This is a genomic window from Mycobacterium novum (assembly GCF_010726505.1).
GTDB lineage: Bacteria > Actinomycetota > Actinomycetes > Mycobacteriales > Mycobacteriaceae > Mycobacterium > Mycobacterium algericum.
The window spans coordinates 656,589-671,061 of sequence record NZ_AP022562.1; the positions used below are offsets into that span (position 1 = coordinate 656,589).

Below are 14,473 nucleotides of genomic sequence, written 5' to 3' on the forward strand. Positions count from 1 at the left end.
GTCAGTTTGAGCCGCACACGATGCACTGTAGCGGCACCACCGGCCACCAACCACGACACACCGGGTGACCAGTCGGTTTGTGTCGCCGCGCGACCGTCGCTGCCGCGGCCGGCGCACCGCGGTGTGCGACAGTAACCCCATGCTTCTGGCGCTGCTGCGCTGCTACATCACGCCGTACCGGTGGCCGGTCGCGGCGGTGATGACGCTGCAGCTGATCAGCAGTCTGGCGTCGCTGTACCTGCCGACCGTCAACGCCTCGATCATCGACGACGGGGTGGTGCGCGGCGACACCGCCGTCATCATCCGGCTGGGCGCGGTGATGCTGGCGGTCACCGGCCTGCAGGTGCTGTGCGCGGTGGCCGCGGTCTACTTCGGCGCGCGCACCGGCACCGGTTTCGGCCGGGATCTGCGCCGCGCGGTGTTCACCCGGGTCATCGGGTTCTCCGAGCGCGAGACCACCCGGTTCGGCACGCCAACACTGCTGACCCGCACCACCAACGATGTCCGTCAGATCCAGCTGGTGGTGCAGCTGGGCGTGACCGTGCTGGTCGCCGCGCCGATCATGAGCATCGGCGGGGTGGCGATGGCGCTGCACCAAGACGCCGGGCTGGCCTGGCTGCTGGCGGTGGCCGTGCCGGTGCTGGCCGGGGCCAACTACGCGATCGTGGTCCGGATGCTGCCGCTGTTTCGTCGCATGCAGATGCTGATCGACAACATCAACCGGGTGCTGCGCGACCAGCTCACCGGGATCCGGGTGATCCGGTCGTTCGCCCGTGAAGCCCACGAGCAAGACCGGTTCGCGGCCGCCAACCACGCCCTGTCGGACACCTCGCTGGCGGTCGGCAACCTGCAGGCGCTGATGCTGCCGGCCACCACGCTGATCATCAACGCCTCCAGCGTGGCGCTGATCTGGTTCGGCGGGCTGCGCATCGACGCCGGGCACATGCAGGTCGGTTCGCTGATCGCCTTCCTGTCCTATTTCATGCAGATCCTGATGGCCGTGCTGATGGCCACCATGGTGGTGGCGATCCTGCCGCGCGCTTCGGTGTGCGCCGAGCGGATCACCGAGGTGCTGTCCACCGAGCCGACGATCGGCACGCCTTTGGAGCCGGTGTCGCCGCCGGCCGTCACCGGCGAGGTCCGGCTGGCCGGGGTGGGTTTCCGCTATCCCGGCGCCGACCGGGCGGTGCTGCGCGACGTGTCCTTTGTTGCGTCGCCCGGGACCACCACCGCGATCGTCGGCTCCACCGGGTCGGGGAAATCCACGCTGGTGTCGCTGATCTGCCGGCTGCGCGATGTCACCGAGGGCGCGGTGCTCATCGACGGCGTGGACGTGCGCGACCGCGACCCCGAACAGCTGTGGTCGGGCATCGGACTGGTGCCCCAGCGCGGCTACCTGTTCTCCGGCACCGTCGCCGACAACCTGCGCTACGGCGCCCCGGCCGGCGTCGAGGTCCGCGACGAGCAGCTGTGGGAGGCATTGCGGGTGGCTGCCGCTGCTGACTTCGTGGCCGCCCACCCCGACGGGCTGGCGATGCCGGTGGCCCAGGGCGGGATCAACCTGTCCGGGGGGCAGCGCCAACGGCTGGCGATCGCCCGGGCGGTGATCCGCCGGCCTTCGATCTATCTGTTCGACGACGCGTTCTCCGCGCTGGACACCCGCACCGATGCCGCGGTGCGCGCCGCCCTGGGTGAGGTGGCCGCCGCGGCGACGGTGATCATCGTGGCGCAACGGATCTCGACGGTCACCCGGGCCGATCAGGTGATCGTCGTCGACGACGGGCGGGTCGTCGGGGCCGGAACCCATCAGCAGCTGCTGGCCGAGTGCCCGGCCTACGTCGAGCTCGCCGAATCCCAGTCACTGGCAGGTGAGCCGGCGTGACTCCCCCGGTGCTGGATCCGGCCGCGCGGGCCGTCGATTTCTCGGTGACCGCGCTGCGGCTGGTGCGCCGGATGGGCCCGCAGCGCCGGTTGATCGCCGCGGTGATCGGTTTGTCGCTGGCCGGTATCGCGATCGGGGTCGCCGGACCGCGGATCCTCGGACACGCCACCGACCTGGTGTTCAACGGGGTGATCGGCCGCGGTCTGCCCGCGGGCATGACCAAGCAGCAGGCCGTCGAGGCCGCTCGCGCCGCCGGCAACGGCACCTACGCCGACATGCTGTCCGGGATGGACGTGACACCCGGCGCCGGTGTCGACTTCGCCGCGGTGGCACGCACCCTGGCACTGGCGATGGGACTGTATCTGGTTGGCGCGGTGATGATCTGGACCCAGGCCCGGCTGCTCAACGTGATCCTGCAGCGCACGCTGCGCACGTTGCGCCGCGACGTCGAGGACAAGGTGCACCGGTTGCCGTTGCGCTACTTCGACACCCAGCGCCGCGGCGAGCTGCTCAGCCGGGTCACCAACGACGTCGACAACACCGCCACGTCGGTGTCGATGACCGTCAGCCAACTGTTTTCCTCGGTGCTCACGGTGCTGGTGGTGCTGGCGATGATGCTGTCCATCTCGCCGCTGCTGGCCGCGGTCACGCTGGTCGGGGTGCCGGTGTCGCTGCTGGCGGTGCGGGCGATCACCCGGCGTTCGCAGCGACTGTTCGCCGCGCAGTGGGCCGCCACCGGGCGGCTGGGCGCCCACCTCGAGGAGACGTACAGCGGCTTCATACTGGTCCGCACATTCGGCCACCGCGACTGGGCGCAGCAGCGTTTCGATGAGCACAACGACGAGCTGTACCGGGCCGGGTTCGGCGCCCAGTTCTTCTCCGGCCTGGTGGCGCCGGCCACCGGGCTGGTCGGCAACCTCGGCTACGTCGCGGTCGCGGTGATCGGCGGCGTTCAGGTGGCCACCGGCCAGATCAGCCTGGGCAGCATCCAGGCGTTCATCGCCTACGTGCGCCAGTTCAACCAGCCGCTGGGCAACCTGGCGGGCATGTACAACACCCTGCTGTCCGGGGCGGCGAGCGCCGAGCGGGTGTTCGCGTTCCTCGACGAACCCGAAGAGCCACCGTCGGCGTCGGCGCCGTTGTCGCTCAACGGTTCCGGTGGGCGGGTGGAGTTCCGTGACGTCGGCTTCGGCTACCGGCCCGGCGTTCCGGTGATCCAAGACCTGTCACTGAGTATCGAGCCGGGCAGCACGGTGGCCATCGTCGGGCCGACCGGAGCCGGCAAGACCACCCTGGTCAACCTGCTGATGCGCTTCTACGACGTGGACCGCGGGCAGATCCTGATCGACGGGGTGGACATCGCCGGCGTGGATCGCTGCTCGCTGCGCTCGGCGATCGGGATGGTGCTGCAGGACACCTGGCTGTTCACCGGCACCATCGCCGACAACATCGGCTACGGTCGCCCCGACGCGACCGAGGACGAGGTGCTCGCGGCCGCACGCGCCGCCCACGTCGACGCCTTCGTGCGTGGTTTGCCCGCCGGCTATGCCACCCGGGTCAGCGACGACGGCGCCGGCATCAGCGCCGGGGAGAAACAACTGATCACCATCGCCCGGGCGTTTTTGGCCCGCCCGCAACTGCTGATCCTCGATGAGGCGACCAGTTCGGTGGACACCCGCACCGAGCTGCTGATCCAGCGTGCGATGCGCGAACTGCGCCGGGGCCGCACGAGTTTCATCATCGCCCACCGGCTCTCCACGATCCGCGACGCGGACCTGATCCTGGTGATGCAGGCCGGCCGCATCGTCGAACAGGGCACCCACGCCGAGCTGCTGGCCCGCCGCGGGGCGTACTGGGCGATGGCCGAGGGCAGTTGAGGATTCGGGTCAGATCTCCCATTGCTGACCAGTGGTCACCGGCGTAGATTCGAGCGCGAAGCAGGCCCGGTTATGACCGATCCGAAGAGCTGGACTCGTGGGTGACATCCAGCCGCGCAGGAAGTGTAGACGCCCCACGTTGTCAAACCGGGCCTGCCCCATGTCCCCGGTGATCAGACCTTGACGTGCAGCACCTCGGCGAGTGCACGTCGGGGTGTCGGCTCCGGCGCCTTCTCCAGCGCCGGTGCGCCGCCGATCCGGATCAAGACCTGCGGGAGGTCATCGCGACCGGCCACCCCGGCCAGCATGGCCCGCCCGGCCGGCACCTCGGTCACATGCGTCACCGGGCAGGTGGCCAAGCCGGCCATCGTGCATTCCAGCAGCACCGCCGAGAGCGCCTCGCCGCAGGCCAGCGTGTCCGACGGGCTGTCGGTGGCCGTCGACAACAGCACGATCGTCGCGTGGTCGTCGCCGACCTCGACACGACGCTCCCGATTCCGGGTGACCGGGAAGGCGCGTCCGATGTCGACCCGGTCGCTTTCGGCGGCCGACACCAGCGCGCTCTGCGGAATCCCATCCCGGACCTCGAACGGCGCCGTCCACCAGTTGATTTCGGCGTGATACGCCGCGTCGTACATGCGCAGCGCCTCGGAGAGCTGGGACACTTCGGCCAGTTTGGGGCGCACGTCGTCGCCGAGCACGCACAGCCGCACCGGATCCTCGACACTGTCATGCAGCACCGCCTCGAACGGCTCCCAGTTGCGCGGCGCCATAAACGGCAGCCGATCAGTGCGCCGTAGCAGGATCGCGTTGGCCCGATAGCGCTGCATATCGCTGACGCGCCCGCCCGGAGTGAACTCGATCGAGGCCAGGTGGTCCGGCTGCTGCGCATCCGGGAACCGCTGCACCTCAGCCGTGAACCCGGCGGCGGCCATCGCCACCCGCAGGTGGTCGAGCACCGCACCGCAACTGATCAACGCCTCGCGCGCCGACCGATCGCCGTGCACCGCCCGGGACGGTTCCAAGAACAGCTCCAGTCGGCCGCGCTCGGCAACCCATCGCCACGGCTGGCTGTTGTGCAGCGACGGCGCGCGGCACGCCAGCCGCACCGCTTCGGTGAGAACTTCGAGATCGACCATCGTGTCCGGCATCAGCCACCTCCAACAGCTCTGTTGACCCCAGGCTCCCAGTCCGGGCGCAGCCGCGACAGGGGCCGTTGGTCATCGGCCGGTCGGCTTTGGTCACGCCGCCCGCGTTCGTCGTCGCCGATTGAGGACCATATGGTCAGATGCCCGCCTCTGCGCGACAAATGGCACGCGCTGTCGCTGTGAGACATCCCAGCTTTTTAGTTGTCAAGCTGCGGCGGGGGCGCGGTGGGCCCAGGCGGTGTGTTCGTTGTAGGGGGTGTGGTGGCGTAGGCAACCATGCAGGATGCCAACGAGTCGGTTGGCCAAAGCGCGCAGAGCTTGGTGGTGGGTGTCGCCGGCAGCGCGGTGCTGGTCGTAGAAAGCGCGGCAGCCTGGGCTGCATTTCAACGTGGCGAACGCCCAGCGGTCTAGGGCATCGTAGAGGCGCTGATTGCGGACGTGGCGGGCCAGGACGGCATGTTTTCGGCCCGAGGCGACGGTTATCGGCGAGGTGGCGGCGTAGTTCTTGCGACACTTGGCATCGGTGAACCGGTTCGGGTCGTCCCCGAACTCACCGAGCACCCGGGCGCCGAGGATCACACCAAGTCCTGGCAGGGAGAGGTAGATGTCGGCGTCCGGGTGTTTCCTAAAATGCTGTGCCAGTTCAATTTCCACCGCACTGATCTGATCGGTGAGTGTGGCTACGATCGTGATTGCGGCGCTGGTGGTTGCCCCGTAAGCCGCGGTCACCTCTTGCGGTGCCGGCAATTGCTTGCTGCGGAGCAGAGTCTGGATTTGGTGGGCGCGTTCTTCGATGCCGCGTTGGCGGCCACCGCCTTTGAGTGCGGCGGCGATCTTGCTCAGACTCAGCCGAGCGCCCTGATCGGGAGTGGGGGCACGCCTGAGTACCGCCAGGGCGTCGCGGTCGCGGTCACGGTCACCGAGGTTGGGAAACGCCTCCAGCGCCGCCGGGTAGTACTCCAGTAGCGCCATCCGCAGTGCGCTGACCTGGCGAGTTCGGGTCCAGATCAGATTCTGGTGGGCCCGCGCCAGCACCTTGATCGCCTCGACCTGATTGCTATCGCCTTCGAGTTGCCGGTGGTTGTGCCGGTCGGTACGCACCAGGTCTGCCAGTAACTTCGCGTCCGCAGCATCAGATTTTGCGCCCGAGACGCTGTGTCGATCCCGGTAACGGGCCACCGCCATCGGATTGACCGCGTAGACCTGATAGCCCGACGATGCCAGCGCTGCCACCCACAGTCCGTGGTCCTTCTCGATACCGATGACGGCCTGAGCCGGGTCATCAGCATGGGCAGCGATCATCTCGTGGAGCCGACCGATACCGGCCAACCCTTCGGGCAACCGCCCAGACGCTAGTCGGGCGCCGCCCTCATCCATCAAATACACGTCGTGATGGTCTTCGGCCCAGTCATCGCCGACAAAAAACATCACCTCACCTTTCCCTCGATCACCTGGTGGCACTGCCACCCCGTCGAGCCTGCGGACACCCTGCTGCGACCTAATGGATCAGTGCTCAACTCGGCACGACATCCCAGTAGCGCTAACGGTGACCACCAGCTGATCGGGGCACGATCTCTGCAGAAGGAATCAACGATCGTTCCCGGCGGGCAAAGTGCTCACCGACCAGTGGCCCATCAACCAGCGTGTCGCCGACACACCCACAAACCGCCGACGACGCGCCGATCACACCCCATTAGGCGGGCAATTATCCTGCCCACTCCCCACTGTGACAGATGTGACGACCCCGGCCTGGAGCAAATGCCCGACTCAGCCCGGCGCAGCGCGCCGCACCCGGAACACGCTGACCTCGCCCTTGATGCCCTTGAGGTGCCGCGCCCCCGCGAACGACCAGCGGAAGGCGTCGTCGTCGACGAGGGCCGCCTGCACCGGCCCGGCGACCAGCACCGAGCCCGGACGCGCCGCCGAGGTCACCCGGCTGGCCAGGTTCACCGGGCTGCCGAACCAGTCCCCGACCCGGCTCACCGCCTCTCCCGCCGCAACACCGGCGCGCAGCCGCGGCAGGCTCTCATCGGCCGCGGCCACCTCGACCAGTCGCAGCACCGCATCGACCAACGGCGCCGGCTCCGGGCAGACGAACATCACCGCGTCACCGATGGTCTTGATGAACCGCACCGGCGGAACGGCGATCTCCCGCGCCAGCCCGGTCAGGCGCTCGGCGAGCTGGACCAGTTCCTCGGGCGGGACCATCTCGCCGAGCCGGGTGAAGCCCACCAGGTCGGCGAACGCGACGGTGATGTGCCGCGCACCGGGCAACGGTGCGCCCGCGGCCCGCTCCCCGGCGTTGACGGCGTCGGTGTCGAACTGATGACGCAGCTGCATCAGCAACATGTCCTGCACGAACGGGCCCAGCAGCGGCGCCAGCCGGCCCACCAACTCCTGGGAGCGTTGCGCGATCTGCAGTTCGGTGGCGCCCGGCTCCACGATGGCCGCCAGCATCGCCGCACGCATCGGGTCGACGGCGTGCGCCAGCCCGTCGGCCAGCACCCGCAGCGTCTGCAGGGCGTGCTCAGCATCGATCCCGGCCTCGAGGAATCGGCGCGCGTGCACCGCGACGTTGCCGTCGGCGCGCATCTGCACCGCCGCATCGGGGTCGTCCACCCAGGGCAGCCCGACCGCGCGCTGCAGGCGCTGCAACAACTCGAGGTCCACTCCGGCGGATTCGCTGATGTCACGCGCCGAGACGTAGCTGCCGTCGTCACCGATCAGTCGCCGCGACGCCAACAGCATCGGCGACGCCGAGACGCGGATCTCCTCGGCGGAGATGCCCTGCCCCAGCAGCCATTCGATCAGTTCGGCGCGTTCGGCGCGTGCCACACCGTCCAGCCCGTCGAGCAATTCATCGATCTGGGGATCAGCCACGCCCGCAAACGTATCTCCCGGCAGACTGTCGGTGTGGCTGAAGTCTTCGACTCCCTGACCGACGAGCTGCTGCGCGCCCGCAACACCATCAAGTGGAACCATTACGGCCCCGACGTGCTGCCGCTGTGGATCGCCGAGATGGACTTCCCGACCGCGCCGGCGGTGCTCGACGAGGTGCGGGCCTGCGTGACCAGCGAGGAGTTCGGTTATCCGGCGCTGGGCTCCGACGCCCTTCCAGTGGCCACCGCGCGCTGGTGCAAGCAGCGTTACGGCTGGGCCGTCCGGCCCGAATGGGTGCGCACCGTGCCCGACGTGCTCAAGGGCATGGAAGTCGTCATCGCGTTTCTCACCCGCCCGGAGAGCCCCGTGGTGCTGCCGGTGCCGGCCTACATGCCGTTCTTCGACCTGCTGCAGGTCTCCGGCCGGCAGCGGGTGGAAATCCCGATGCTGCAACAGGATTCCGGACGGTACGTGATCGACTTGGATGCGCTGGACGCCGCGTTCGCCGCCGGCGCCGGGTCGCTGATCCTGTGCAACCCGAACAATCCGCTGGGCACCGCGTTCACCGCCGCCGAGATCAGCGCGATCGTCGAGATCGCCGCCCGCCACGGCGCGAGGGTGATCGCCGACGAGATCCACGCACCGCTGGTCTACGACGGCCGCCATGTGCCCGCCGCCTCGGTGTCCGAGGCCGCCGCCGACACCGTCGTCACGCTGATGTCGGCCTCCAAGGGCTGGAACCTGCCCGGCCTGATGTGCGCCCAGGTGATCCTGTCCAACCAGCGTGACGTCGACGCGTGGCGCAAGATCAACATGCTGCACGTCATGGGCGCGGCCACCGTCGGTATCCGCGCCAATATCGCCGCCTACACCCACGGCGCCGATTGGCTCGACGGCCTGCTGGCCTACCTGCGGGTCAACCGCGACCACCTGAGCCGGGTGCTGCCCGCGGCGGTGCCGGGGCTGCGGGTCAACCGGCCCGAGGCCACCTACCTGGCCTGGGTGGACTTCCGGGAATTGGCGCTGCCGGCCGAGCCGGCCGACTATCTGCTGGCCAATGCGCGGGTGGCGTTGAGTCCCGGCATCCCGTTCGGGGCCGGCCCCGGCTTTGCGCGGCTGAACTTCGGCACCACCCGGGCGATCCTGGACCGCGCCATCGACGCGATGGCCGCCGCGCTGAACGGCTAACGTGGCGAGATGTCCTGCGTGTTCTGCGCCGTGGTCTCCGGCGACGCCCCGGCCGTGCGAATCTTCGAAGACGACGACTACCTGGCATTCCTCGACATCCGGCCGTTCACCCGCGGCCACACCCTGGTGGTCCCCAAACAGCATTTCGTCGACCTGACCGACACCCCGGCGGCCACGCTGGCCGGCATGCTCGCGGTCGGGCAGCGGGTTGCCCGGGCGGCTCGGGCCTCTGGGCTGCACGCCGATGGCAACAACCTGGCGATCAACGACGGCAAGGCGGCGTTTCAGAGCGTGTTCCACATCCACCTGCACGTGGTGCCGCGCCGCAGCGGCGACAAGCTGTCCTTCGCCAAGGGCATGCTGGTGCGCCGGGACCCGGACCGCGAGCGCACCGGCGAGCTGTTGCGGGCGGCGGTGGCACGGTTGGACGCTGCTGCGCCAGACTGAGTCATGGACATCTCCCGCTGGGTCGAAGATCAACTCGGGGTGCGACTGCTGCGCCTCCACGACAAGCTGTATCAGGGCAGCAACGGACGGATCGGGCACCGGTTTCCCGGCGTTCCGCCCAGCCTGCTGCTGCACACCGTCGGCGCCAAGACCGGCCAGGCCCGCACCAATTCACTGACCTACGCCCGAGACGGGGACACCTACCTGATCGTGGCGTCCATGGGCGGGGCGCCGCGCTCCCCCGGCTGGTACCACAACCTCAAGGCGCATCCGGACGCCGAGATCAACGTCGGGCCGCGGCGCTTCGCCGTCACCGCGCGGCCGGTGCTGCCCGACGACCCCGACTATGCCCGGCTGTGGCAGATCGTCAACGCCAACAACGCCCACCGTTACGAGGCCTACCAGCGGCGCACCACCCGCCCGATCCCGGTCGTGGTCCTGACCCCCGTCCCGTCCACTTAACCGCCCGCAATTCTGCCTGCGAAACCCACTTGTCCGTTGTTAAGTCCTTCCTTAGGTAGTACTTTGACTGGACCACGCGGTGGTGCGTGGGCCTCCGGGCAGGCTTCGCCCTCGATCTAGGCAAGGTGGGCGATGCGCCGACGTAATTCGCAGCCAAGTCACCGGCGCCGGGCTCGCACCGCGATCGGCGCCGTGCTCGCGGCCGGGGCCATCGGTGGGTCGTTCGGGCTCGGCCCCCTCAGTGCGGCACCGTCGGCACACGCCGACGTCGACCTGGACTGGCTCATCGACCTGTTCACCCCGGGGGTGGCCGCCGACTCCGACCCGTTGGACTCCGCGGCGTGGTTCGACCAACTCTTCTACGACCCGCTGCATGCGTCCATCCAGGCCTGGATCACCAGCCCCTTCGGCGAACAGATCAACGACGGCATCAACCAGATGCTCGGGTCCTACGTGATCGGCAACGGCGTCGACGGGACGGCGGAGAACCCCCACGGCGGCGCCGGCGGCCTGTGGTTCGGCGACGGCGGCGACGGCTACGACCAGAGCGCCGCCGGGGTGGCCGGCGGCAACGGCGGGGCGGCCGGCATGTTCGGCGACGGTGGGGCCGGCGGTGACGGCGGCGCCGGTGCCGCCGGGGGCATCGGTGGAGCCGGCGGGTCGATCATGGGCAACGGCGGCGCCGGCGGCGACGGCGGGATCGGTATCAACGGCGGTGTCGGCGGCGCCGGTGGGGCCGGTGGTGACGCCATCGGGTGGCTCTTCGGCAACGGCGGCGCCGGCGGCAACGGCGGGATCGGGGCCACCGGGGTGGCCGGGACGGCGGGCTTCGCCGGCGGCACCGGCGGCCTGGGCGGTGTCGGCGGTGCGGGCGGCTCCAGCCTGTCGGCCCAGTACGGCGACGGCGGCCGCGGCGGAACCGGCGGCACCGGCGGAACCGGTGGGGCAGGCGGGTCGGGGTCGACCGGGGCCGACGCGACCGTCGCGGGCGGCGCCGGCGGCAACGGCGGCAACGGCATGGCCGGCGGTAACGGCGGCACGGGCGGCAACGGCGGCGCGGGCGGCACGTCGGCACACGGCACCGCCGGCCTGCAGGGCGCCGGCGGCAACGGCGGAACCGGCGGCGCCGGTGGCAATCCCGGCGACGGCGGGGCCGGCGGCCACGGCGACGCGAGCAATCCCGACGGCGGTCGCGGCGGCAACGGTGGCCTCATCGGCGCCGGCGGCCACGGCGGCGACGGCGGCACGGGCTCCACCCAGGGACTCAGCGGGGCCGCCGGGGCGGCGCCCACCGGGCGCGCCGGAGACGGCGGCGCCGGTGGCAACGGCTACGACGCGGCATCCGACCCGAACGCCCTGCCCGGTGCCAACGGCGGCAACGGCGGCGACGGCGGAACCGGCAGTCTGCACGGCAACGGTGGCGCCGGCGGGGCCGGCGGCAACGGCGCGAACGGCGCGAACGGCGTCGCCGCTGTCAACGGCGGCAATGCCGGTGACGGTGGCAACGGCGGGGCCGGCGGCAACGGCGGCAACTCGCTGGGCGACGGCAACGGCGGCGCGGGCGGGGCCGGCGGCACGGCCGGTGACGGTGGCCGCGGTCTGGACCAATCCCAGCTCCCCCCCAGCGCCACGCTGCCCGGCAGTGGTGGCAACGGCGGGGCCGGTGGGGCAGGCGGGGCCGGCGGCAGCAGCGTCAGCGCGCATGGCGCCGGCACCGGCAACGGCGGTGCCGGCGGCGCGGGCGGGGCCGGCGGCAACGGCGGTGGCAACGGCATCGCCACCCTCGACGTCGCCAACAACGTCCAGTACGGCAGCGGTGGTGATGGCGGGGCCGGCGGTGTGGGCGGCAATGGCGGGCTCGGCGATGTCGGCGCCTCCGGCGGTGGCACCGGCTTCGATGGCGGCCACGGTGGTGCCGGCGGCACCGGTGGCGCGGGCGGCTCGTCCTACCAGGGCAACGCCGCCCTGGGCGAGCACGGCCGGTTCGGCACCAACGGCGACGGCGGTGCCGGCGGCAGCGGCGGGACCGGCGGCGGCGGCGGCAGCGGCGGCGTCGGGGTGGCCAGTTCGGGTGGCACCGGCGGCACCGGCGGCAACGGCGGGGCGGCCGGCGACGGCGGCGCCCCCGGGTCGGGCTCCTTCGCCCAGCCCGGAATCAACCGGGCGCCGGTCGGGATCGGCGGTGCCGGCGGGAACGGCGGAGCGGCAGGAGCCGGCGGGACCGGCGGCGTCGGCGATACCGGATTCAACGGCGGCACCGGTGGCAACGGCGGAGTGGGCGGTGCCGGGGCGAACGGCGGGGACGCCGCCGGCGACTTCTACTCGCAAGGGTCCAGCGGTGGTGACGGCGGCGACGGCGGGGCGGGCGGCAATGCCGGTTCCGGCGGGGTCGGCGGTTCGGGTGCCCACGCGGGCACCGGCGGCAACGCCGGCGCGGGCGGCGACGGCGGCGACGGCGGTCACGGCGGCGACACCACCCTGGCCTCCACCAACGTGCATGGTGGGGCGGCCGGCGACGGCGGCGACGGTGGAGCCGCGGGCAGTGTGGCCGCCGGCGGTGCCGGCGCCGCCGGAGGCGACGGCGGCAACGGCGGTACCGGAGGCGACGGCGGACCGGTCGGCAGCAACGGGGCCAACGGCGCCGGCGGCAGCGGCGGCGCCGGCTCGGGCAGCGCGTCCGACGGGATTGCCGGCGGGCCCGACGGCCCGGTCAACGCGACCATCCCGCTGTATCTGCAAAGCGGCGGGATCAGCCCGATCGTCTACATCTCGATCAACGGCGGGCCGCCGGTGCCGGTCCAGATCGACACCGGTTCCACCGGATTGACCATCCTGGGCAACAGTCAGGGCTTGGGCGACTCGGTCTTCTCCGGCAGCGCCAGCTACGCGGGCCTGGGCAATCAGTCCTACAGCTACACCACCTACGACACCACGGTCGGGTTCTGCGACAAGGCGGGCACCTGCTTCGAGGATCTGGTCACCGATCCCACCGCGGTCAATATCGTCGACCCGTCGTCCACGGCGCTGATGACGCAGTACTTCAACCAGTACAACATCGTCGGGGTGCTGGGCATCGGGCCGAACAACGGTTTCTCCGGGACCTCGACGATCATCTCGGCGCTGCCGGGCGCACTGAACCAGGGTGTGCTCATCGACGCCACCCGCGGCGAGGTGGTGTTCGGCCCCAACCCGCTGGACCCGGAGCTGTCGGTGCCCGGTTCACCGTTCGTCGACACCATGGTGTCGATCAACGGCGGTGTGCCGCAGCCGGTTTCCACGTCGATCGACTCCGGCGGCATGTTCGGCAGTGTCCCGCAGTGGCTGGTTCCCAGTGCCGGCATCGGCTCGCAGCTGCCGGCCGGCACCGAGATCTCGGTGTACACCGCCGACGGCCAGACCCTGCTGTACTCCTACACGACCACCTCGTCCAACAGCCCGTGGGTGTGGTCGAACTCCTCGATGAACAGCGGCTACTTCCCGTTCTCGGAGAACCCGATCTACATCGACTACCGGCCCAGCGGTTTCGGGACGACGATCTTCAGCGGCTAGAACAGCTCTTTGGCGAGCAGTTCGCACGTCTGCTCGCGCCCGGGCGCGGTGGCCGGGTCGGTGCCGCGCCGAGCCGAGGCCACCGGGTTGACCATCACCTCGTCGACGTCGAAGTGCGCGGCCAGCGCCTTGAGCTGATCGGCCGCCTCGGCCGGTGCGCCCACCACCGCGCGCCGCAGTCCGCCGTCGACGATGCGCTGTTCGGCGTCGGAGATGCGCGCGGCCTGCGCATCCTCGACCAAATCGACCGCCCCCAGCGGCCGTCCGGTCCGCAACCGGGCCATCATCTGCAGGTTGGGCAGCATCAATGCCGTTGCCTCGTCGTAGGTTTCGGCAACCGCGGCGTTCACGGTCAGGAAGGTCGTCGGCTCGGGGCACACCTCACTGGCGGTGAAATGCTCCCGGTAATAGGTCAGCGCCTCCTCGGTGCCGTGGCCGGAGAAGTGGTGGGCGAACACGTACGGCAGGCCCTTGGCTGCGGCCAGCCGCGCCGAATACATGCTGGAGCCCAACAGCCACAGCCGCGGCTCGCTCGTGGCGGCCGGGGTGGCCTTGAGCAGGTAGTCGCCGTCGCGCAGCTGGACCTGCACGCCGCGGCTGCTCATCATCGCCCGCACCTGGTCGAGATAGTCGGGGAAGTTCGCGATGTCTTCGTCGCCCCGGCCGGAGCGCAGCATGAACGAGGTGACCGGATCCGAGCCGGGCGCCCGCCCGATGCCCAGGTCGACACGGCCGGGCGCGGCGGCCTCAAGCAGCGCGAACTGCTCGGCGACGGCCAACGGGGCGTGATTGGGCAGCATCACCCCGCCCGAGCCCAGCCGCACCCGTGCGGTCTGCGCGGCCAGGTAGGCCAGCAACACCGGTGGGCTGGTGGCGCCGACCGAGGGCATGTTGTGGTGCTCGGCCACCCAGTAGCGGGTGAAACCGAGCCGGTCGGCGGCCTGGGCCAGTCGCACCGTGGCGGCCAGCGCGTCGGCGGTGGACTGGTCGGTGCGGACGGGGACGAGGTCAAGAACGGATAGGCGCACGTTGATAGTCAA

General features: G+C 70.6%; 10 protein-coding genes. 6 read left to right on the top strand and 4 right to left on the bottom strand.

Annotated features, from left to right (window positions below; all coding sequences use genetic code 11):
* The first annotated feature begins 139 nt into the window (after positions 1–139).
* Both G6N19_RS02970 and G6N19_RS02975 read left to right on the top strand, forming a co-directional pair.
* The gene (locus G6N19_RS02970) at positions 140–1,882 is read left to right on the top strand and encodes an ABC transporter ATP-binding protein (RefSeq protein ID WP_193465724.1); all 1,743 of its coding nucleotides are present in this window, start codon (positions 140–142) and stop codon (positions 1,880–1,882) included.
* On the top strand, positions 1,879–3,759 hold the full coding sequence (locus G6N19_RS02975) for an ABC transporter ATP-binding protein (protein ID WP_193465725.1): 1,881 nt from the start codon (positions 1,879–1,881) through the stop codon (positions 3,757–3,759). Before G6N19_RS02970 ends, G6N19_RS02975 begins: the two co-directional genes overlap by 4 nt.
* A gap of 173 nt (positions 3,760–3,932) precedes the next feature.
* Here the strand turns inward: G6N19_RS02975 and G6N19_RS02980 are convergent, their stop codons facing one another.
* From G6N19_RS02980 to G6N19_RS02990, 3 genes are all read right to left on the bottom strand, one after another.
* Positions 3,933–4,910, bottom strand: coding sequence for an Acg family FMN-binding oxidoreductase (locus G6N19_RS02980; protein ID WP_193465726.1), 978 nt, complete (start codon positions 4,908–4,910; stop codon positions 3,933–3,935).
* 201 nt (positions 4,911–5,111) lie between these two features.
* Positions 5,112–6,335, bottom strand: coding sequence for an IS110 family RNA-guided transposase (locus G6N19_RS02985; protein ID WP_193465727.1), 1,224 nt, complete (start codon positions 6,333–6,335; stop codon positions 5,112–5,114).
* 339 nt (positions 6,336–6,674) lie between these two features.
* The gene (locus tag G6N19_RS02990) at positions 6,675–7,787 is read right to left on the bottom strand and encodes an adenylate/guanylate cyclase domain-containing protein (RefSeq protein ID WP_193465728.1); all 1,113 of its coding nucleotides are present in this window, start codon (positions 7,785–7,787) and stop codon (positions 6,675–6,677) included.
* 33 nt (positions 7,788–7,820) lie between these two features.
* On the opposite strand from G6N19_RS02990, the gene G6N19_RS02995 reads away from it, so the two are divergent.
* From G6N19_RS02995 to G6N19_RS03010, 4 genes are all read left to right on the top strand, one after another.
* Entirely contained in the window at positions 7,821–8,975 is a 1,155-nt protein-coding gene (locus tag G6N19_RS02995) for a MalY/PatB family protein (protein ID WP_193465729.1), read from the top strand.
* A 9-nt stretch (positions 8,976–8,984) separates the two neighbouring features.
* Positions 8,985–9,422, top strand: coding sequence for an HIT family protein (locus tag G6N19_RS03000; protein ID WP_193465730.1), 438 nt, complete (start codon positions 8,985–8,987; stop codon positions 9,420–9,422).
* A gap of 3 nt (positions 9,423–9,425) precedes the next feature.
* Positions 9,426–9,884 (top strand): nitroreductase family deazaflavin-dependent oxidoreductase, encoded by a 459-nt coding sequence (locus tag G6N19_RS03005; protein ID WP_193465731.1) that lies wholly within the window; start codon positions 9,426–9,428, stop codon positions 9,882–9,884.
* Between the two features lie 132 nt (positions 9,885–10,016).
* Positions 10,017–13,433, top strand: coding sequence for a PecA family PE domain-processing aspartic protease (locus tag G6N19_RS03010; protein WP_193465732.1), 3,417 nt, complete (start codon positions 10,017–10,019; stop codon positions 13,431–13,433).
* On the opposite strand, the gene G6N19_RS03015 is transcribed toward G6N19_RS03010, so the two are convergent.
* Positions 13,430–14,461, bottom strand: a complete 1,032-nt coding sequence (locus G6N19_RS03015) for an LLM class flavin-dependent oxidoreductase (RefSeq protein WP_193465733.1) — start codon at positions 14,459–14,461, stop codon at positions 13,430–13,432. The genes G6N19_RS03010 and G6N19_RS03015 overlap by 4 nt on opposite strands.
* Positions 14,462–14,473: the final 12 nt, after the last annotated feature.